This window comes from Leminorella grimontii ATCC 33999 = DSM 5078 (assembly GCF_000439085.1).
GTDB lineage: Bacteria > Pseudomonadota > Gammaproteobacteria > Enterobacterales > Enterobacteriaceae > Leminorella > Leminorella grimontii.
On record NZ_AUUA01000001.1, the window covers coordinates 403,943 to 423,901 of the forward strand.

Here is a 19,959-nt window from a genome sequence, read left to right on the forward strand (position 1 = left end):
TTTTCGCTCAGACGGATTAAAGCGGGTAACCTTAGGGGACTGCTCAACTGGAAAGGCCGTTTGGCGATCGATATGGGATAGCCATGTTTAAACAGATACAAAAGAGGATGATTTGGCTTGCGTTGGCGTTAGGTATCGCCGTTTCAAGCAGCGCAATGGCACAGCCGCATCCCGAAGCGGCGGATGAAACGATAGACATCGGCGTGCTGGCGACGCGCGGGGATCTCGCTGCGGTTGAGCGCTGGCGTCCGATGATGGCGTGGCTGTCACAGCGCGTTGGCAACGTTCGCTTTGAGTTGCATCCCTATACGCTTGAACAGATGGCTGACGCAGTTAAGTTGCAGAGCGTTGACTTTATTATCACCAACCCCGGGCAGTCGGTCCAATTGGGGCGGCAATATCCGTTTTCCTGGCTGGCTACGCTGCGAAGCCGTCAGCAGGGCGGAACGACCCACGCCATCGGCTCCGCCTTCGTTGTCAGACAGAATTCGCCTTACCGCCACCTCAGCGATATGAAGGGGCAAAAAATCGCCGCCGTGTCGGAAATGGCGTTCGGGGGCTACCTGACGCTAAAGCGAGAAATGCAGCAGGCGGGGAACGATCCCGCCCGCTTCTTTTCCTCTATTGAGTTTGACGGATTCCCGCTGGACGCCATTGTTTATCGACTGCGCGACGGTAAGATTGAAGGCGCTATTTTACCCGTTTGTCAGCTGGAGAACATGATCCGCGAAGGGCGCGTCGAGGTGAACGGCTTTCGAGTGCTGGACAATCAGGCACCGCTGGGATTCGCCTGTCAAACGTCAACCAGGCTTTATCCCAACTGGTCTTTTGCTAAAACGGGCAAGGTATCGGACGCCATGGCAAAGCGCGTTACCGCCGCTCTGCTGGCCTTGCCTGAGAATCATCCGGCTTCAGTCGCCGCTGACTCGCTGGGGTGGACGACGCCGGTTAGCCAGCTAACCATCGACCGGCTGTATCAGGATCTGGATATGCATCCTCTGCAAAATCCGTGGTGGAAAGAGGCGCTGGTCTGGCTGAAGGCTAATCAGCAGTGGGGCTGGTTGGCAATATTGCTCATTGTGGTGCTCAACGTTTACCACTTCCTGCTGGAGTACCGCTTTAATAAAAATCAGCGTCGCCTGCAGCAAACGCAAAACGAACTAAACGAAAAAATCGCTATGCTGGAACACGCGCAGCGGGTCGCCGTCGTCGGCGAACTTGGCGGCAGCATTGCGCACGAGCTTAGTCAGCCCTTGGCTGCAATCCAAAATTACAGTCAGGGGGGGCTGATGCGCATTGGTAAAGGGAAGCCTGCCGCCGAACTGCTGCCGGTGTTGGAGCAGATTCAGCATCAGGTTAGCCGCGCCAGCGATGTCGTTTTGCGCCTGAGAGGGCTGATTAACAAGCGCGCCAGCATGAAAGCGCCGAGCGATATGGCGGCAATTATTAACGACACGCTGCTGCTTTTAAGATATGAGTTGGACAAGCATCGCATATCGGTAACGTTTCATCGCGACGGCGAAGAGCGGCAGGTCTTTATCGACCCGGTAGGGTTTCAGCAGCTGATCCTTAATCTGATAAAAAACGGCATCGACGCCTGCCGTCAATACGGTCAATCTTCCGCGTTTATTACTGTCTACCTGCATTTTTCCTCTCGGGAAGCCACGGTCAAAATCGTTGATAGCGGAAGCGGTATGACGGCGGAGCCCGAGCTGCTGCAAAGCGCGTTTTATTCCACGAAAGACGAGGGGCTGGGGCTGGGATTGGCGATATGTAGAGACGTGGTGAAAAGCCATCATGGGCGGATGACCATGACTAACGTTCTGCCTCACGGCTGTGCCGTTGAGATTGTATTTCCTCTTACTGACGGGCCGGATTAACCGGTAGAGATATGGCAAATATTCATATTGTTGATGACGATGACTCCGTTCGCAGTTCGCTTGGATTCATGCTGGAGGGGTACGACTTTCAGGTTGCAGTTTACGCTAGCGGAGAGGATTTTCTAAGCCGCGTCGATCTTGAACAAGCGGGCTGCGTCATATTGGACAGCAGCATGCCGGGCCTGAGCGGCCAGCAGGTTCAGCGTATTTTGAATGAGAAAGAAAGCCCGCTGAGCGTTATTTATTTAACCGGGCAGGGCGACGTTCCCATGGCGGTGGATGCTTTTAAAAAGGGCGCCGTCGACTTTTTCCAAAAGCCGGTGGACGGCAACGCTCTTGCCGCAGCGCTTGAGAAAGCGCTGCTTTTGTCTGAACGGCATAAACGCATGTGGGAATATCGCCGATTGGTGAACCAGCTGACGGCGCGTGAGAAAGAGATGTTTTCTTTGATTACGCAGGGTTATAAAAACCAGCAGGTGGCCGATAAAATGAATATTGCCGTCAGAACGGTAGAAGTCCACCGGGCCAACCTGATGAAAAAGCTGAACGCCAAGACGGTCTCCGAGCTGGCGGTAGTTTATTCGATGTTAAACGAGAATGAGGTCATTTAAGCCCATTTAGTTACGCTGTCACTTAAATCCTCGTTGTTTTGACATGCGTTGAGCCGCATAGCTGCGGCTCATTCTTATAAACAAATGTTCTTGAAAGCGCACGCGACTACCAGCCGGTAATGCGCGTCCATACTTCCCGAGTTCCTTCCTTTTCGTCAATGGCCTGATACTGCAGGTGCATGGCGGTTGTCGCGCAGGCGTGGTTCGGCAGAATGCGCAGGCGGCTGCCGATAGGGAAACGCTCAAGTGCGCAAGGGCCGTCGGCGGGCAGCTCGATAAGGCCGTGCTCCTGATTGGCGGAATTTACTCGAACGCCGGGCAGGGGCGTACCGGACATATCGCACACCTGACCGTAAAGGTAGTCCTGCTTTTGCGAGGCCGTTCCGCGATCGCGGGAAAGGGCCATCCAGCCGGCGTCGATAAACAGCGTGTTGCGACGCTTATTGTGGCCGATAACGGTGGCGACAATGGAAATGGCGATGTCGTCCATGGCGCAGACGCCGACGTTATGCATAAAGAGGTCGAACAGAGTGAATACGCCCGCTCGAACCTCAGTGATGCCCGTCAGATCGTCGGCGAAGTGGGCGGTAGGCGTGGAGCCTACGCTGAGCGTTGGGCTGGCGATTCCCTGGCTTTGCAGCAGTTCGGCGGTTTGTAGCAGCGCGCCGCATTCCTGACGCGCCGCGGCGCGAATGCAGTCCGGCGTCGAGCAGGAGTAGGACTCTCCGGCATGGGTCAACAGCCCCTGAAAGCAGGCCCCCGCGCCGGACAGGCGGCGGGCGATATCAACAACCGCAGGGTCGGCAGCCGGCAGGCCGCCCCGATGTCCGTCGCAGTCAATTTCGATAAAGGCGCTGAACGTTACGCCGTGAGCAAGGCCGTACTCGGCGACCTCTGCGGCCTGCTCCAAGCTGTCCAACAAAATGTGCAGATTAACGCCTCTGCGTAAGAGCGCAGCGGCTCTTTCCAGCTTGTTGGCGGAAATGCCGACGGCGTACAGCAGGTTGTTATAGCCCGCATCGGCTAACGCCTCTGCCTCGGCCAGCGTTGAAACCGTAGCCGGCGCGCTGCGGGTTGGCAAAATAAGCGCGGTCGCTTCGAGAGAGCGGACCGTCTTCAGATGCGGGCGCAAAACGGCGCCCAGGCTCTCAATGCGCGTTTGTAGGCGGTGGACGTTAGCCTGAAGTTTGTTTTTATCAATAAGCAAAAAAGGCGTTTGAAGGCCGTCGGTCAGCTGGTCTGCGTTCATAGTTCCCCCTGTAAAAAGAGTTTGTAGTTTTTCATCATTCTCATAAGATGAAAATAAACGTTAAGTTAGTTATAGGTTAAGGTGAAACTTAATGATAAGCAGCGACGATCTGCGCTTTGTGCGGGAGTTGTCCTCACATCCGAGCCTGGCCTCTGCGGCAAGATACCTGGGCGTATCGGCTGCGTCCGTTACGCTTCGGGTGAAGGCGCTAGAAAAACGCTTGGGCGTTCAGCTTATTCAACGACCGGCGCGGGGGCTGCGTTTTAGTGAGGAAGGGCGGCTGCTGCTGGAGCGTGCAGGCAGAATACTGGACGACATGGATGAGCTTCAGGCATTGTTGGACGACCGTTCGCAGAAAGTGTGCGGCACGCTGCGCGTGCTGGCGCCCCTGGGCTTTGGCAACCGCTACGTGGCGCCCCTGCTGGGTGAATTTAGCTGTATGCATTCGGAGCTCCGCATTGAGCTTTCACTTTCCGACGCGCCGGACTGGTCGACGGCGCAGGATTGGGACATCGTTATCTATATCGGTGAGCTGAGAGACTCTTCGCTTAAGCGCGTTTTGCTTGCTAGAAACGCGCGCTACCTGTGCGCGTCGCCGGAATATATCGCCCGTATGGGCATGCCGCTTTCGCCGGACGATCTTCATCACCATCACTGTATTGCATTAAGAGAAAACAGCGAAGACGTTACGCAGTGGCGTTTTGCCGATCCCGCTACGGGAAACCGGGTAGCCAAACGCATTCACCCTCTGTTAGCGAGCAACGACGGGCAGGCGGTTAAACAATGGGGACTTTTGGGAAACGGCATCATCATGCGCTCCGAGTGGGACGTGGCGCCGCAGATAAAAGAGGGAACGCTGATAAGAGTGCTTGCAGATTATGCCTTGCCGGATGCGGACATCGTCGCGCTGGTGGCGGGGGAACAGCGGCGCAGTTCGCCTAAAGTCGACGGTTTCATCTCCCTGTTAAAAGAAAGGCTTTCCGATCGCCCATGGCGAAAATGACGCTGCCTGACGATAACGGGCGTTTAGGCATACGGTAAAAAAAAGCCCACGCGTAAAGCGAGGGCTATCACCTTGGTATAGCTGTCAATTTATTATTATAAACGCAGAGATAGAATTAACGCTGCTGAATTTAAAGTGTCACAGGTCCCGGTTAGCGACAAATTAATAATAGTGATGGATTGGCGTTTTCATTAAGCGAGGCTTAAGTGCAGTAGATAACAGGAAGAAACGCCTTTTCTTTAGCATCATGGCTCGCTATGCAACGTATATCCAGATGAATGTGAGGACGTTGCAGAAACGATATAGCAAATTTTTTTCATTGCCGATTCGGTTAGCCGGTTCACAAAAAAATTTCCGTAGAGTGAATATAGTTAAAAGGTATCTTTTTACATTTGAAATAGGGTCATGTATCAATAGAGGAGAGTGCGCTATGTACCGGTCTATTTTAGTCCCTGTGGATATTCTGGAAGAAGAACTTACCAACAACGCCATTAAGCACGCGGTTTATCTGGCGAAGCTGACGGGAGGCAAAATCCACCTGCTCCACGTTTTGCCTATTTCAACGGCCATTATTAACTCCTATGCGCTTGGATACCTGGAATTTAAGGACAAGGCGTCAATTAAGGCCGAAGAAGAGCTGAAAAAGCTGGCCGATTCGATAGACCTGCCCCGGGAGTCCGTCTCTTATTCTTTAGCCTTTGGTTCGCCAAGGGATGAGATAGCCGTTACCTGTTCAGAGGTTTCGGCTGACCTAATCGTCATTGGTTCAAGACGGCCGAACATCACGACTCACCTGTTAGGATCCAACGCTTCAGGCATCGTTCGTTACGCGACGACGTCGGTGTTGATTGTGAGATAGTTTCTGGGATAGAGAAATAAAGCCACTTCTGTGGCTTTATTTTTTAGTCTTTTCAACCCCTTCGCCGGGAATATCATAGAAGGCAGGCCTTGATAGCGCATTAACCAGCCGATTCAGGCGGGAAAATAGGTTTTGTATTGTCTTCATCACGCATTCCTCTCTATATCATGTGATGAAAATCACTTATTACAGTGTATGTTTCATTAATTAATTTATTAAACGTGATTTTAATCACGCGAATGCCGTCAGCAAAGTGGAGGCCGGGAAAAGCCTTTTTAGATGGCGTATAGAGAAATTAACGAAAGTGGATAAGAAAGCGTACAAAAGGAAGAGGGGTATTTCTACGTACAGAAAAAAACGCAATGAAAAATAGAGTTAATACGCTTACCGGTATTGACTAATTGGCGCCGTCAGATAATGATTCCACCTAATTTCTTTATTAATCAGGGATGAAGCTCATGTTTAAAAATACGCTTTTACTGTGCGCCGGGCTATTTATCAGCGGAGCGGCCTTTGCCGCCAACAGCGGCTATGTCGAGGCTTGCGCGGATATGCAGCAACAGGCGAACTCGAAAATTACGCGCAGCCAGGCCGTGAAAGTCTGTCAGTGTATTGAATCTCGCCATGAGAAAGACGTTGAAAAGATTCAGTCGATGGACAACCCAACCCAGGCGAAAGTCCAGAAAGTGATGACCGATACGGCTAATTACTGTATTAAAAAGGCGGGTATCTCCGCCAGCGGCAGTAAAGCGGGAAGCGCGTCGACCAATGGAAGCAGCCAGTCTGAAGGCAGCACTATGCCCAAAACGGGGTCAAAGGTTGGTGGAATTACTATCCGCGGCATACGTTAATCCGTTGAGCGGATTTCAGACGGAAAAAGAGACGCAGAGCAGTCGGAAGTCAACGGGTAAATAAAAAGTAAGAATCGAGAAAACAAAAAAGAGGGCGTGGATAAATCTACGCCCTCTTTGCGTAATAACCAATATGTTGGGCCGCTTAAGATTTCACCTCTGCGTCGACCGGCCTTGGTATCAGGCAAGAGCTCAGCAGGGCCAGAACGGTGATGCCCAAGCCAACCAGAATGCCGTTGAAATAGCCTTCAGGCGTTGAGCCTCCCGTCGGCGTCGTCATGATTTGAACGGCGGGCAGCAGGGCGAAGCTCAGGCCTGCGCCTAGGTTAAACGCGCCGGCGTTCATACCGGGTAGGAACCCAGGGTTATCCTTAGGCGACAGCACGATGCCGAGTCCGTTAAGCATAATGTTGGCAACGCCCGCGTAGCTAACGCCTATCAGCAAGACGGCGGCGATAAGCCAAGGCAGCGAGTTAAGCCCCATCAGCATCATCAAGCCTAGGGAAATAAGGCTGCCTATGAGTCCGAGGCGTAAAACGCGGTTATAGCCCAGCGTAGGCGCAAGTCGACCTGAGAAGGGGCCAACCAGCCAACCGATAAGCGCATAGGGCGTTAAGAATGCGAGCGCCGCGGTATCCGCGCCCATGCCGAAACCAACGGCCTGATTTTGGGCAAACGACATCACCAGCCCGTTAACAACGGCAAAAATACCGGTCATGGTCAGCGTAGTGGTCAGCAATAACGCCCAGGTGCTGCGCTGCTTCAAATAGTAGGTAGTGACCAGCGGCTGCGGGCTGCGCTTTTCTACCTGCCAGAACGCAATGAACATGGCGATAGAAAAGGCGGCTAAGCCGAATACCAGCGGCCAGTTTACAGCGGCCAGATTACCGGCCTGTCCGAGCGCAATCAGCATGGCCGCCAGAGACAGAACGAGCAGAATAACGCCCGGCCAGTCCATTTTGACGCCTTCGGAAGGTTTTGACTCCGGCGCCCACTTCATCACCATCAGAGTAGCTATCGCCGCAATGACGGTAATGGTCCAGAATACGGAGCGAAAGCCGAAGTTAGCGGCTAAAAGCCCGCCGGCAATGGCGTCGATTCCCGCGATGCCGCCGTTTACGGCGGTGACTATCCCCATCAGCGTGCCGTAGGTTTTTGCGTCGGAAATCTCGTGGCGCAGCATCAATAGACACAGGGGGACCACCGGTCCGGAAACGCCCTGTATAACGCGAGCGATATACAAAACGGTGATGTTGGGCGCCAGCGCGGCCAGTACGGTTCCTACTGTCATGATGGCGAGCATCCAGCTCAGCACCTTTTTACGCCCTTTGATATCGCTCAGGCGGGGTAAAAATAGAGAGAACAGCGCCGCCGCGGTAAAAAATGCGGTTTGCGACAGGGAGACGGCGGCTTCGTCGGTGTGCAGCTCTTCCGCGATAGTGACCAACACCGGGCCAAGCATGCTGGCGTTAAGCTGGAATGCCACACAGGCGGCCAGCAGTGCGGTCATCAGGACCGACGCGCTGACCTTTGTTCCTGAAGACGGGGCTGCGGTCATACGCGTACCTCTCCGATGCGCTTAAGCGCGTCGACTACCATGTCCCAGAACTTCTCGTGATCGAGCTTGACCGCAACCTGCGTGTGGCAGTCGGCCGGGGCCGGAGCGCGGAAGTCGGCCACCGTCATGCCGAGCGTCAGCGTACCTGTCAGCTCAATGTCGACCGGGACTTTCTGTACGGTCATCACTGAAGGGTCGATAACGTAGGCGACGGCGCACGGATCGTGAACCGGCGGGTAGTCGAAGCCCTGGGCGTCTTTGTACATTTTGCCAAAGAATTCCAGCAGCTCCAGTACAAACTTGGCGGGCTGGGTGCCGACGGCCGTAATCTTCTCTACGACGTCCGGCGTTGCCAGAGCCTGGTGGGTCAGGTCCAGGCCGACCATCGTCAGCGGCCACTTTTCGTTGAAAACAATGTGGGCGGCTTCGGGGTCGATCTTGATGTTGAATTCCGCAACGGCGCTCCAGTTACCCACGTGGTAACCGCCGCCCATCAGCACGATTTCTTTTACGCGTTCAACGATACGGGGTTCCATGCGCGCCGCCAGAGCGATGTTGGTCAGCCCGGCGGTGGGAACGATGGTTACCGTTTTGGGCGGGTGAGACATGATGGTGTCGATAATCAGATCTACCGCATGGCGCTCATCGAGAGAAAGCGTCGGTTCCGGCAGCACTGGGCCGTCCAGGCCGGAATCGCCGTGAATGTCCGGTGCGGTTTCTACCTGACGCACCAGAGGGCGCGCCGCGCCGGCGGCAAAGGGAACGCCGGTGATATTAGCAATGCGGGCGACCGCCAGCGCGTTGCGGGTGACTTTCTCCAGCGTCTGGTTGCCGACGACGGTAGTCACCGCTAACAGCTCGATGTCCGGATTGCCGTGGGCGAGAAGGAGAGCGATCGCATCGTCATGCCCGGGATCGCAGTCGAGAATAATCTTCTTGGTCATTTTTTACACTCCCTTTAAGTTAAGGATGAAAAAGGCCTATTGGCGAACGGTTTGAGACAGGCGGTGTAAAACCTGCTCATGAGACGGCATATTTGCAGCGCCTTCCCGCTCCACCGCCAAAGAGGCGAAGGCGCAGGCGTAGGTCGCCGCCCAGCGGATGCTTTGCCCAGAGGCAACGGCCGCCGTCAGCGCGCCGGTGAACGCGTCGCCGGCGCCGGTCGTGTCTACGGCGACGGCGGGAAACGCGGAAACTTCATAAAAGCGCTGATTCTCATAAATCAGCGCACCCTGGTTGCCCATGGTGATAATAACGGTCTTTACTCCCTTGCCGGCAATTTCTTGCGCCGCTTTCTTGGCGCTCTTCCAATCGGTGACTTCGATGCCTGAAAGCAGCGAGGCTTCCGTTTCGTTGGGCGTAATGATGTCGACCAGAGAAAGATGCGGCAAAATTTCATGAGAATAGGGCGCCGGATTCACGATGATGCTGACGCCTAAGGCGCTGGCAATCTTCATAGCGTTAAGCGTAGCGTCAAAGTTGTTTTCCAACTGGACCAGCAGCACGTGAGACTGCGCCAGCCGTTCGTGTATCGCAATAATTTCGCTCTCGGTTATCGTCTGATTGGCCCCTGAGTGTATGGCTATCATGTTTTCGCCGTTTTGCTGGGAAACGTAGATGATGGCGTTACCGGTAGGGACGCTCTCTGACTGATAAAGCGTAAAGGAGTGAATATCGGATGCGGAAAGGTGCTCATAGGCTAACTGACTGAAGCGGTCTTTACCGACCTTGCAGACAAAGTGCACGTCGGCGCCGGCCTTGCTGGCCGCCAGCGCCTGATTGGCGCCTTTCCCGCCCGGCCCTAGTGCGCTGTCGACGGCCATAATGGATTCACCGCCTTTGGGAAAGCGCTCAACCTTCGCCACGATGTCGACGTTAAACGATCCTAAAATGCAGACTTTTCCACCGGTCAACTGACCCGTGCGTTCAACGCGCGCCGCGCGGGGCTTTTTCCGGTTAATTTTTCTTAACAGCGTCTCGATGTTTACGCTGTCGGACGAGCCGATAAGGTCGGACTGGAACGATTTGCGGACGATCTGTGCGCCGCCGTGACAGCGCTGAACCAGCCCTTGATTCGCCAGAGCGTTGAGATCGTGACGGATGGTTTCTTTAGAAAGAGAAAACAGGGCTGCCAGTTGATTCACCGTAGCCCGCTCGTTTTTATCAAGAAAAGCCAGAATGTGGGTTCTTCTTTCTTCTAAGAACATCGCATCTCTCCCTTTTAGTATGGAGATCATAGTCAAGCATCGAATAGTAAAGAGTGATAACAGTCATATGACCGGAATAGAATCGGAATTAAACGGAAGTAAACGGAAAAAACAGGGATAAAAAGGAGGACAGAAAGAACGCAGCGCTGACGGACCGCAACGCCGCGTGCGTTAGGCGTTATTTTTCACCGGGATTGTAGGGAAGCTTTCCCAATCGATAGGGGTTAGAGCGGAAAAATTCAACGCGCTCTTTAAAATAGTCTAACTGCGCCTTCGGGATGATGGCCTCGATGTCCCGGTAGTTGAACGGCATCCCGTAGCGTTCTTTATAGGCAATGCCTGATGCGTGCAGGTCGATGTCGACCTTTTCGCGATCTTCAGCGTTGAGATCGGCAAGGTTGTGGGTCATGGTGGTTCCTCCGTTTTGAACGCAGTATATAACAACGCAAAGGTGATTTCATTGCGTGGATTATCAGCCAGCTATTGCAAGGGGGAAACAGGAAGCGTGTTTAATAACCAAGGTGATAATCAGATTAATAGAAAAATACTGGAGGAAAAAAAACATTTTTTGTGCACGGTACTTCACCAATTTAAAGAAGAATATCGCAGGAAACGATCGAATGAGAAAGAAAATGTGGGAATATTATTTTATCAATATAGATAAATATTGTTTTCTATAAAATAGAATCAATGGTTTTAATTTTTATCGGCTATCCATTCATGACTGTTTTTATTTTTCAATATGCAGTGTACTAAAATGCAGGTGAGCAGTTTTTTTTCTTTATTTTTTATTGGTGAGGGCTATAGTTTTAAGGTTTTTATACAGTCTTTATATAAATATTAAATAGCATTTGAAGTGTTTTCGCTCTAAGCTTTATTGCATGTTCGTTTTTTATTTTATCATATATTTCATATTGTTAATTAATTTTGGTGGAAAATTACATCATTGTAAGTAAATTTTTAGATATTGGCTTAGTCCTTGTAAGGAAAATAATCGGTTAATATATGGGCATGTGATACCTTAATGTCTTTTTTAAAGTTATTAGATCATATGTTTTTTGTTCGTAGTTAATAAGTTTTATACACATATTGGCTTTGGTTTCTTATTAGCTAGCCAATATTTAAATTTTATGTACATAGGGATTGGAAGTGATGAAGAGGAATAGGTTTAATCAATCACATTTTAGAATGAAACCGCTGTCGTTATCTCTGTTATTAGCATTGCCTATGGGGATTGTAGAGGCAGCAACTCCAACATCAATAAATGTGACGTCAGATGCTGACTTAAAAGATTTTCCGTCGCTTGCGGTACAACCTGGCGGAGAAGTGGTAAAAAATGGTCAGTCATTTATTCTTGCCAATAGTGTAGATGGGCAGCCGGAGGATTCAGGAGATGTTATTGATAGCGAAGGTATAGTCAAAAATGTCACCATTACGGCAAATGATGCCTATATTTTGACTGCATATGGTGGTGGAACGATCACCTTAGGTAGCCTTGGCGAGCCGAACTCAATGAAGATAACGGGTGACACTGTAGCCGGTATAAATGTTAACTCGGACGTTAATAATGCATCTGGTAATACCTATACCCGAAGTGCCGTACATCTTATAAATTCGGATTTTAAGCTTGAGATCGAGGCATCTGGTATTGGGACTAATACCGGAATTAATGTTGAGAAAAGCGGTCATTTTATCATCGATAATACAATGGAGATTGTCAGTAGTGGTAATCGCGGCCTCAGTCATTATATTTCGGTAAAAGAAGGGAGTTCAGCAAAGTTTGGTGCGTTGAATATGTCGGTGACTGCCGGGAAGGGCGTTATCGTTCAGGACAGTGGGACGACGGTAGAGATTGGGAATGGCTCACTGAACAGCTTAATTACTATTGATTCCGGTGCCGATCTTGGGATTTTTGTCTCTGGGGGAACGCTTAAAGCGAACAGACTGACTTTAGATATGAATACGTCAAAGTCAAGTACAGGCGTCGATATTGGCGCGCTGCAAATATTATCAGGCACGGCTGATTTTACTAATTCAACAATAAACTTATCCAGTAGTGATTCTAAAGCAGTACTGTTAACTGCTAATGGTGTAAGTAATGGTGGTGCTCTGAATTTTAGTTCGTCTGTGATAGATGGAAGTGGCAGTGGTAAGGTCGGGGTACTGTTGACCGAGGGCACATGGAGCGCTGCGTTTGATAACAGTACGGTAACGGCGGAAAAGGCCTTTAGCGTTGTAGAAGGCAGTGTGAAAAATGCAGAGCTAACGTTAGATGTTAAAAACAACAGCACTATAAATGGTGCGATTGATGGGGGGACGCTATCAAACGCAAATATTCTCAAAGCCAACCTAACCAACTCCACGCTTAACGGCCAGGCGAACGGCAACGTTGCGCTTAGCCTGACGGACAGTACCTGGAATGATGTCGGCGCCGGCTCGTCCATTTCCAGCCTGGCGTTAAATAACGGTACCGTTAAGTTTGCCTCGCAGAGTAATCCTACTAACCCGGCTGCGTATAGCCCATTGACCGTACAGCGACTGACGGGGAACGGTAGTTTTTACATGAGCCTGTTGGCGGATGCCGGCGTGTCAAAAAATGGCGATTTGCTGCGGGTTACGGACAGCGCATCCGGCACCCATACGCTGTATATCACGATGGTTGACGATGGCGTAGTGCAAACTGATTCCGGCGAATACGAGGTTGTTGACATTCAGGGGAATCAGGCTGCCGGGTTAGTTAAGTTTTTACTGCCTAAAACCTCTCAAGGCACAACGGGTTTTGTCAGCGCAGACGCGTTCGAATATTACCTGCACGAAGGCCAGGAAAGCGGTAGCGATCTTAACAACTGGTATCTGCGCGCTGAACTACCGGTAGAACCGGAGCCATCGCCATCACCGACGCCAGCGTCAGATAAACCCTATCGCGAAGCCGTGCCGAATTACATCGTAGCACCCTATATGAACATGTATTACAACTACAGAACAGTAGGCAAACTACATGAACGTCAGGGCGATACGCTAAAAGATCCTATGCAGCACGGAGCCGCATGGGCGCGTATGGAAGGGGAAAGCACCTCTTTTAACGCGGGGCGGTTTGGCTATGATACCAACTACTGGTTTGCGCAGTTCGGCAAGGATCTGTATCAGAAGCAGCTTGATAACGGCACGTTGGTTTACGGCGGCGTAATGGTTACCCTCGGTAGCCAAAATACGGACAGCCAGGACGACGTTCGTCGTTTAACTGGGCGTGACGTAGACGCCGGTTCAGTGCGTTCTGATGCTTACTCTGTAGGTGGCTATTATACGCGTTTTGCGCAGGATGGGAGCTACGCAGACTTTGTCGGCCAGTTCACTTATTACCATAACGTCTATGAAAGCGATGTGCGCGCGAAGCAAAATGCGTACGGCGCGCTGGTATCAGCTGAAGTAGGAAAACCTTTTGAGTTAGGGCGTAGCTGGTATGTTGAACCGCAGGGGCAGTTGGCTTACCAATACTATTGGTCCGAAGACTTTGACGATGACATTTCTTCGGTCGATGGCGTGAATAAGAACTGGCTGTTGGGACGTGCAGGGACTCGCGTTTACCATGAGTCCGGCAGGGCATTTAAGCCTTACCTGACGGCTGATGTACTGCATAATTTTACTGACGCGCCGAAAGTGACCGTGGGCACTACCGACGTCAGAGCGGATGATTTAGCGCAGGACTGGTGGCAGGTGGGCGCAGGCTTCACCTACTCAGCAACAAATAACACTTCTTTCTATGGCGAAGGCAAATATATCAAGGGATTTAGTAACGATATAGAAGGTAGCGTGTTCCAGGTTGGCGTAAAAGGGCGGTTCTAATCCTATCGATATAAGAGAAATATAGTCCCATAGACGTCCGCTGCTATGCAGGCTGCCTGAGATATACCGGCAGTCTGCGTTCAGCGGGCGTTTTTTTATCGGCTGTTTTTGACGTTACATATTCTTTATGTTTGCTAGTGAGCTACGGCTCACGAGTCAAATATCTCGGCGCTATAAAGCGCTTGCCAATCGGCCTTTGGGCGTGCTCCACTTGCATTATCAGTAAGTGAACGATAAGGCTATAGTCATTGGATGTTTCTATAGTCGTGCGTAACCATATCAGTAATAGGTAAATAGAAGTGGACTCTGAAGACCTTTTTCGCATTGCAATCATCATCGGTTGTCTGGTTTTAGCCGCCAGAGGGACCCGTTTTCACGTGCGCTATTTTTTGATAGCCATCGCCGCCATTGCCGGCCTGACGCTGTTTATCGACTTTTTCGGTCTGGCATAGGCCCGGCATAGGCGCGTTTACTCGGTAACGTAAGGCTATAAACGTAAGGTTATAAAGGGACTTACCGCTTGAAAGCGTCGCATTATCTACTCATACTGGGGCATACGCTTTTTTGTCAGTACAATCATTTAAGAGGCATACCACATGGCTGAAGAGACGATTTTCAGTAAAATCATTCGCCGGGAAATTCCGGCCGACATCGTGTATCAGGACGAACTGGTCACCGCGTTTCGCGACATCTCTCCCCAAGCGCCTACCCATATTCTCATTATTCCCAACGTGCTGATCCCGACGGTTAACGACGTCAAAACAGAACACGAGGTGGCGCTTGGCCGCATGCTGGTTGTCGCCGCCAAGATTGCCGAGCAGGAAGGCATTTCAGAAGACGGCTATCGCCTCATCGTTAACTGTAATCGTCACGGCGGTCAGGAGGTTTATCATCTCCATATGCATCTGGTCGGCGGTCAGGCGCTGGGGCCGATGCTGGCGCGCTAAAGGAGCTGGTATGAAAAAGACGCATTGGTTTTTTCTGGGCGCTGCGATGCTGGCGCTGGCTGGCTGCCAGGTTAACCAGCCGCAAAATAAAGCGCCGGTAGTGGTCGTTCCGCCCGCTCCGCCGCCTTACGAGCCGCCGCCAACTCCGCCGACTCTGCCGCCGCCGGAGACCGCGATTAACTGGGCTGCGAGCGTAGAGCCGCTGGTGGCTAAAATGGTCAGCACCCCGGGGATAGAAAGCGAGAAGGGGATTTTGCTGCTCGAGCAGATGAAAAACAACACCAGCGGGCGGCTGGCGGCGTCCGTAGCGACCGACGCGCTGAAAGACTCCCTGCAGTCCACCGCGCGGTTTGATTTAGTGCCGGACGACAAGCTGCAGGCCGCTCGCCAGGCGTTGGGCATTCAGGGCGACGATAGCCTGATTTCTCGCAGTAAAGCGATGAGCCTGGCTCGCTATCTGGGCGCAAAGTACATCGTTTACGCCTCGGCGAGCGGTAGCCCTAGCGCGCCGGAAATCACTATTCAACTGATGCAAACCTCAACCGGCGAAATTATCTGGTCCGGTCAGGGTAACGCGCAGCGTTAGCCGTACTAAAACAAACGACGGAGGCCCGAACTTCATCGGGCCTTTTTCTTAACGGACGTTTGTTTCGCACAGATTTGCCAAAAGCGCTATTTCGTTATTTTCATACCCCAATTAGAATGAACGGCGTTTTCTACGTACGGTTTGTACAGCGCGCTAATCAATACGATCGCAGATAAGAGAGGTAAACGTGGGCCCGGTAATGTTGGACGTCGTCGGTTATGAACTGGATGCGCAAGAGCGTGAAATTCTGCAGCACCCGTCGGTGGGGGGCGTTATCTTTTTTGCCCGCAACTTTCACGATCCGGCCCAGTTGGCCGAGCTGGTTCGCCAAATAAGAGCTGTGTCGAAAAGCCGCCTTCTGCTGGCCGTCGATCAGGAAGGTGGTCGCGTACAGCGTTTTCGCGAAGGGTTCACGCGCCTGCCTGCCGCCCAGTCGTTCGCCGCGCTGCTGGACAATGATGAGGCCGAAGTCGCCGCCAGAGACGCGGGATGGTTGATGGCTGCCGAGCTGGTAAGTCTGGATATCGACGTCAGCTTTGCGCCGGTGCTGGACGTCGGCCACGTGAGCGCCGCCATTGGCGAACGTTCCTTTCACAGCGATCCGCAGGTGGTTGCCGTTATGGCGTCCCAGTTTATTCAGGGAATGAACGAGGCGGGCATGCGGGCGACGGGGAAACATTTTCCAGGGCACGGCGCGGTCTCTGCCGATTCTCATAAAGAGACGCCGGTGGACCCACGTCCTTATCAGACGCTGTATGAGAACGACATGGCCGTATTTCGTCGCCTGTTCAGCGCTGGCCTGCTGGACGCCGTTATGCCGGCGCACGTGATTTATCCCGACGTTGACGACCGTCCCGCCAGCTGTTCTTCCCATTGGCTGAAAACAATTTTGCGCTCGCAGCTAGGCTTTGGCGGCGCCATTTTCTCTGACGATCTTTCAATGGAAGGCGCTGCCATTATGGGCGGCTATGCCGAGCGCGGCCAGGCGGCGCTGGACGCAGGATGCGACATGATTCTGGTATGCAACAACCGCGACGGCGCCGTTGAGGTGCTGGACGGGCTGCCGCAGGGAATGCACCCGGAGCGCGTAACTCACCTGCTGCACGGTGCGAGAATATCGCGCAAAGAGCTTTTGGCAAGCGAACGCTACAGGCACATTAGTAAAAGCCTGACCGAGCTTAGCGAACGCTGGGATCTGCACAAACAGCAGCTGGCAAGATAAAAGGGTTGAATAAAAACCGGCTTTTTGGGCAAGATAGCAATCAGGTACAAAAACAGCAGAGTGAGGCTTAGATGATTATTTATTTGCACGGCTTTGATTCAACCAGCCCGGGAAATCATGAAAAGATCTTACAGCTGCAGTTTATCGATCCCGACGTGCGCTTTATCAGCTACAGCACGCTGCATCCGCGCCACGATATGCAACACTTGCTCAAAGAGACCGATAAAGCGATACAGCAGTCTGACGATCCGAACCCGCTGATTTGCGGCGTAGGCCTTGGCGGCTTTTGGGCTGAGAGGATTGGGTTTCTTTGCGGTATTCGCCAAACGATATTCAATCCAAACCTGTTTCCGCATGAAAACATGCCGGGGAAAATCGACCGCCCGGAGGAGTATCTGGACATTATCACCAAGTGCGTCGAAGATTTTCGCGTTAAGAATCGCGACAACTGCTTGGTGATCCTTTCGCGTCTTGATGAAGCGCTGGACAGCCAGCGCAGCGCCCAGCAGCTTTCTCCCTACTATCCTATCCTGTGGGATGAAAAGCAGGGCCACAAGTTTAAAGAGATATCCCCCCATCTGCAGAAAATTAAAGCGTTTAAGCTTCGCTGATACTTCACGTGAAGACGACAAAGCCCCGCCGGGCTAAGCCTGGCGGGGCTTTGTCTTTCTGGTAACGACGAATTCCGGCGTCTATAATTTATTTCAATGCGTGTTTATTTTATCAAAATTGATTCAAATCATTTTTAATGTAACCAAATTGTCAAATATGATAATCTGCCGCCATTAGTGTGATGGCGGTCACGTGCCAGGCGTATTTATGCCGGCGCATTGCGCCATGACCAACCGAAATTGATGGCTTATTGAGGTGGAAATCAACGTGCAAAGCGAAAAGAAAAAAATAGTGATTGTCGGGGGCGGCGCCGGAGGGCTGGAGCTGGCGACGCGTCTGGGTAAGAAACTGGGGTGTAAAGGCAAAGCGGAAATCACGCTGGTGGACAGAAACCAAAGCCACCTGTGGAAGCCGCTGCTGCACGAAGTGGCGACCGGCGCGCTGGACGACGGCGTTGACGCCCTGAGCTATTTGGCCCACGCCAGAAATAATGCGTTTCACTTCCAGCTGGGAACGCTTATCGGCATTGAACGCGAGGCCAAGCGGATACGCCTGGCGCGAATCAACACGGAGCAGGGCGAAGAACTGGTGCCCGAACGCGAGATCCCCTACGACATTCTGGTGATGGCGCTGGGCAGCGTGTCCAACGACTTTGGCACGCCGGGCGTGAAAGAAAACTGCATTTATCTCGATAACCCTAAACAGGCGCAGCTGTTTCACAACCGCATGCTGGATCTGTTTTTGAAGTTCTCCGCGCATTCGGGCGAGCGGGAGCGGGTGAACATCGCCATCGTCGGCGGCGGTGCGACCGGCGTGGAGCTGTCGGCGGAGCTGCATAACGCGGTGAAACAGCTACACAGCTATGGCTATAAGGGGTTAGACAACAGCGCGTTAAACGTCACGCTGGTTGAGGCCGGCGAGCGCATTTTGCCCGCACTGCCGGTTCGCATCTCTTCAGCGGCGCATCAGGAGCTGATTAATCTCGGCGTCAACGTGATGACGCAAACCATGGTCACCAGCGCGGACGCAAACGGGCTGCACACGAAGGGCGGCGAATTTATTCAGGCGGATTTGATGGTATGGGCGGCAGGCATCAAGGCGCCGGACTTTATGAAAGAGCTGGGCGGTTTGGAAACCAATCGTATCAACCAACTGGTGGTTGAGCCTACCTTACAAACGACGCGAGATCCGTCTATTTTCGCTATCGGCGACTGCGCAAGCCTTATGCAGGAAAGCGGCGTTCCCGTACCGCCGAGAGCGCAGGCCGCTCATCAAATGGCGACGCTCTGCTACCAGAACGTGCTGGCCGTGCTGAATGGGCAGGCGTTGAAGAACTACCGCTATACCGACCGCGGTTCGCTGGTATCTTTGTCTAAATACAGCACCGTCGGCAGCCTGATGGGCAACCTGACGAGTGGCTCAATGATGATTGAAGGGCGGCTGGCGAGGCTTGCCTACATTTCGCTGTACCGGATGCATCAGGTCGCGCTGTTTGGCTATGTGAAAACCGGACTGATTATGCTGGTGGGCAGCATTAACCGCATTATTCGACCCAGGCTCAAGCTGCACTAGACAGCGCTTTCCGGGCGGCCGTTCGGGCCGCCCAACGTACCTTCTTATTGTTCCATTAGCTTCAGCTTTGCGACCACCGGCACGTGATCGCTGGTTGCCGGCCAGTCAACGCCTTGCCACTGCGCTTTCTGATTCGGAACGACCAGCGATTCGACGGACCACCGCTGCCCGCGGAAGGTGAAGATGTGGTCTAAGTCAAACGCCGGGTTGGCCGCCGGCCAAGATCGCATGTCTTTATCTTTTTGCAGAACGGGCGTCCACTGATTCTGCAGCTCGTTGATAACGGCGCTGCCGCTAACGTCGTTAAAGTCTCCGGCCAGGATTTTGATGCGGGAAGCGATTTCAGAGAAGGAAGAATCCGTACTGCCGCTGACGATGTTTTGAATTTCTCGGATCTGCTGCTGGCGCAGCATTGGATCCGCCTGCCAGTCCAGGTGCGTAGTCATAAACAGCACAGGCTCGTCCAGCCCCGGTTTTTTAACCTGAACGATCAGCAAAACGCGCTGCTCGGTATCGCCGGAAGGCAGAGGGAAGACCTGCTGCTTTTCGATAGGATAGCGAGACAAAATGGCGACGCCGTACTGTCCGCCTTCAAAATCAATCGCCCGGCCAAAGGCGCCGTGCATACCGGTCATTTTCGCCAGTTCGCCGAGCTGATCGACTTTCCCACTGCGCTGCGTGTTGACGTCGACTTCATTGAGCGCAATAAGATCGACGTTCAGGCTTTTTATCGCCTGCGCCACCTGGGTAAGGTTTGAAACCCGCCCGGCGGCCATATTGTAAGTGGCAACCGTCATTGTCGGTGCCTGAGCCGCGGTGAAGACTTTATTCGGCGTACCGCCTTTTTCTGGCGTCAGCACTTTTGTTTCTGCATTAACGCCAAAGCTGCACAGCGCCGCCAGTAGGAGCAAGGGGAGCTTCTTTTTCATTTTTGATTAGCCTCTTTTCGAGTAGAGGCT

General features: G+C 52.5%; 18 protein-coding genes. 12 read left to right on the forward strand and 6 right to left on the reverse strand.

Features of this window, described 5'->3' with window-relative positions; genetic code table 11:
* The first annotated feature begins 83 nt into the window (after window positions 1–83).
* Window positions 84–1,880, forward strand: a complete 1,797-nt coding sequence (locus G544_RS0101875; RefSeq protein ID WP_027273015.1) for a sensor histidine kinase — start codon at window positions 84–86, stop codon at window positions 1,878–1,880.
* Window positions 1,881–1,891: 11 nt separating this feature from the next.
* Window positions 1,892–2,491 (forward strand): response regulator transcription factor, encoded by a 600-nt coding sequence (locus tag G544_RS0101880; protein ID WP_027273016.1) that lies wholly within the window; start codon window positions 1,892–1,894, stop codon window positions 2,489–2,491.
* A 106-nt stretch (window positions 2,492–2,597) separates the two neighbouring features.
* Here G544_RS0101880 and G544_RS0101885 read toward each other — a convergent pair whose 3' ends face one another.
* Window positions 2,598–3,740 (reverse strand): alanine racemase, encoded by a 1,143-nt coding sequence (locus G544_RS0101885; RefSeq protein WP_027273017.1) that lies wholly within the window; start codon window positions 3,738–3,740, stop codon window positions 2,598–2,600.
* A 91-nt stretch (window positions 3,741–3,831) separates the two neighbouring features.
* On the opposite strand from G544_RS0101885, the gene G544_RS0101890 reads away from it, so the two are divergent.
* The 3 genes from G544_RS0101890 to G544_RS0101905 all read left to right on the forward strand — a co-directional run bounded on the left by G544_RS0101890 (window position 3,832) and on the right by G544_RS0101905 (window position 6,453).
* Window positions 3,832–4,743 (forward strand): LysR substrate-binding domain-containing protein, encoded by a 912-nt coding sequence (locus G544_RS0101890; RefSeq protein ID WP_027273018.1) that lies wholly within the window; start codon window positions 3,832–3,834, stop codon window positions 4,741–4,743.
* A 430-nt stretch (window positions 4,744–5,173) separates the two neighbouring features.
* Window positions 5,174–5,602 (forward strand): universal stress protein, encoded by a 429-nt coding sequence (locus tag G544_RS0101895; protein ID WP_027273019.1) that lies wholly within the window; start codon window positions 5,174–5,176, stop codon window positions 5,600–5,602.
* A gap of 458 nt (window positions 5,603–6,060) precedes the next feature.
* Window positions 6,061–6,453 (forward strand): hypothetical protein, encoded by a 393-nt coding sequence (locus G544_RS0101905; RefSeq protein ID WP_027273020.1) that lies wholly within the window; start codon window positions 6,061–6,063, stop codon window positions 6,451–6,453.
* A 145-nt stretch (window positions 6,454–6,598) separates the two neighbouring features.
* On the opposite strand, the gene uriT is transcribed toward G544_RS0101905, so the two are convergent.
* The 4 genes from uriT to G544_RS0101925 all read right to left on the reverse strand — a co-directional run bounded on the left by uriT (window position 6,599) and on the right by G544_RS0101925 (window position 10,627).
* Window positions 6,599–8,011, reverse strand: a complete 1,413-nt coding sequence (uriT, locus tag G544_RS0101910; RefSeq protein WP_027273021.1) for a uridine transporter UriT — start codon at window positions 8,009–8,011, stop codon at window positions 6,599–6,601.
* Window positions 8,008–8,955 carry a uridine-preferring nucleoside hydrolase UriH gene (gene uriH, locus G544_RS0101915; protein ID WP_027273022.1) on the reverse strand — a complete coding sequence of 316 codons (948 nt, stop codon included), beginning with the start codon at window positions 8,953–8,955 and terminating at the stop codon, window positions 8,008–8,010. The genes uriT and uriH overlap by 4 nt, the downstream gene beginning before the upstream one ends.
* Window positions 8,956–8,991: 36 nt before the next feature.
* Complete coding sequence (locus G544_RS0101920; protein WP_027273023.1) at window positions 8,992–10,218, reverse strand: PfkB family carbohydrate kinase; 1,227 nt, start codon at window positions 10,216–10,218, stop codon at window positions 8,992–8,994.
* 178 nt (window positions 10,219–10,396) lie between these two features.
* Window positions 10,397–10,627, reverse strand: a complete 231-nt coding sequence (locus G544_RS0101925) for a DNA polymerase III subunit theta (protein WP_027273024.1) — start codon at window positions 10,625–10,627, stop codon at window positions 10,397–10,399.
* A 779-nt stretch (window positions 10,628–11,406) separates the two neighbouring features.
* Between G544_RS0101925 and G544_RS21955 the strand changes: the two genes are divergently transcribed.
* From G544_RS21955 to G544_RS0101970, 7 genes are all read left to right on the forward strand, one after another.
* The gene (locus tag G544_RS21955) at window positions 11,407–14,061 is read left to right on the forward strand and encodes an autotransporter family protein (protein WP_161624098.1); all 2,655 of its coding nucleotides are present in this window, start codon (window positions 11,407–11,409) and stop codon (window positions 14,059–14,061) included.
* A 299-nt stretch (window positions 14,062–14,360) separates the two neighbouring features.
* A complete protein-coding gene (locus tag G544_RS22065) occupies window positions 14,361–14,513 on the forward strand; it encodes a hypothetical protein (protein ID WP_154656325.1) in 153 nt (50 codons plus the stop codon).
* A gap of 144 nt (window positions 14,514–14,657) precedes the next feature.
* Entirely contained in the window at window positions 14,658–15,008 is a 351-nt protein-coding gene (gene hinT / locus G544_RS0101950; protein ID WP_027273028.1) for a purine nucleoside phosphoramidase, read from the forward strand.
* A 10-nt stretch (window positions 15,009–15,018) separates the two neighbouring features.
* Complete coding sequence (gene lpoB, locus G544_RS0101955) at window positions 15,019–15,594, forward strand: penicillin-binding protein activator LpoB (RefSeq protein ID WP_027273029.1); 576 nt, start codon at window positions 15,019–15,021, stop codon at window positions 15,592–15,594.
* 187 nt (window positions 15,595–15,781) lie between these two features.
* Complete coding sequence (gene nagZ / locus G544_RS0101960; protein WP_027273030.1) at window positions 15,782–16,816, forward strand: beta-N-acetylhexosaminidase; 1,035 nt, start codon at window positions 15,782–15,784, stop codon at window positions 16,814–16,816.
* A gap of 71 nt (window positions 16,817–16,887) precedes the next feature.
* A complete protein-coding gene (gene ycfP / locus G544_RS0101965) occupies window positions 16,888–17,427 on the forward strand; it encodes an alpha/beta hydrolase YcfP (protein WP_027273031.1) in 540 nt (179 codons plus the stop codon).
* A gap of 268 nt (window positions 17,428–17,695) precedes the next feature.
* Entirely contained in the window at window positions 17,696–19,000 is a 1,305-nt protein-coding gene (locus tag G544_RS0101970; RefSeq protein ID WP_027273032.1) for an NAD(P)/FAD-dependent oxidoreductase, read from the forward strand.
* A 44-nt stretch (window positions 19,001–19,044) separates the two neighbouring features.
* Here G544_RS0101970 and G544_RS0101975 read toward each other — a convergent pair whose 3' ends face one another.
* Entirely contained in the window at window positions 19,045–19,929 is an 885-nt protein-coding gene (locus tag G544_RS0101975; protein WP_027273033.1) for an endonuclease/exonuclease/phosphatase family protein, read from the reverse strand.
* Window positions 19,930–19,959: the final 30 nt, after the last annotated feature.

Coding starts and splice junctions, on each gene's coding strand:
- G544_RS0101875 (WP_027273015.1), top strand. CDS start 84: ATGTTTAAACAGATACAAAAGAGGATGATTTGGCTTGCGTTGGCGTTA.
- G544_RS0101880 (WP_027273016.1), top strand. CDS start 1,892: ATGGCAAATATTCATATTGTTGATGACGATGACTCCGTTCGCAGTTCG.
- G544_RS0101885 (WP_027273017.1), bottom strand. CDS start 3,740: ATGAACGCAGACCAGCTGACCGACGGCCTTCAAACGCCTTTTTTGCTT.
- G544_RS0101890 (WP_027273018.1), top strand. CDS start 3,832: ATGATAAGCAGCGACGATCTGCGCTTTGTGCGGGAGTTGTCCTCACAT.
- G544_RS0101895 (WP_027273019.1), top strand. CDS start 5,174: ATGTACCGGTCTATTTTAGTCCCTGTGGATATTCTGGAAGAAGAACTT.
- G544_RS0101905 (WP_027273020.1), top strand. CDS start 6,061: ATGTTTAAAAATACGCTTTTACTGTGCGCCGGGCTATTTATCAGCGGA.
- uriT (WP_027273021.1), bottom strand. CDS start 8,011: ATGACCGCAGCCCCGTCTTCAGGAACAAAGGTCAGCGCGTCGGTCCTG.
- uriH (WP_027273022.1), bottom strand. CDS start 8,955: ATGACCAAGAAGATTATTCTCGACTGCGATCCCGGGCATGACGATGCG.
- G544_RS0101920 (WP_027273023.1), bottom strand. CDS start 10,218: ATGTTCTTAGAAGAAAGAAGAACCCACATTCTGGCTTTTCTTGATAAA.
- G544_RS0101925 (WP_027273024.1), bottom strand. CDS start 10,627: ATGACCCACAACCTTGCCGATCTCAACGCTGAAGATCGCGAAAAGGTC.
- G544_RS21955 (WP_161624098.1), top strand. CDS start 11,407: ATGAAACCGCTGTCGTTATCTCTGTTATTAGCATTGCCTATGGGGATT.
- hinT (WP_027273028.1), top strand. CDS start 14,658: ATGGCTGAAGAGACGATTTTCAGTAAAATCATTCGCCGGGAAATTCCG.
- lpoB (WP_027273029.1), top strand. CDS start 15,019: ATGAAAAAGACGCATTGGTTTTTTCTGGGCGCTGCGATGCTGGCGCTG.
- ycfP (WP_027273031.1), top strand. CDS start 16,888: ATGATTATTTATTTGCACGGCTTTGATTCAACCAGCCCGGGAAATCAT.
- G544_RS0101975 (WP_027273033.1), bottom strand. CDS start 19,929: ATGAAAAAGAAGCTCCCCTTGCTCCTACTGGCGGCGCTGTGCAGCTTT.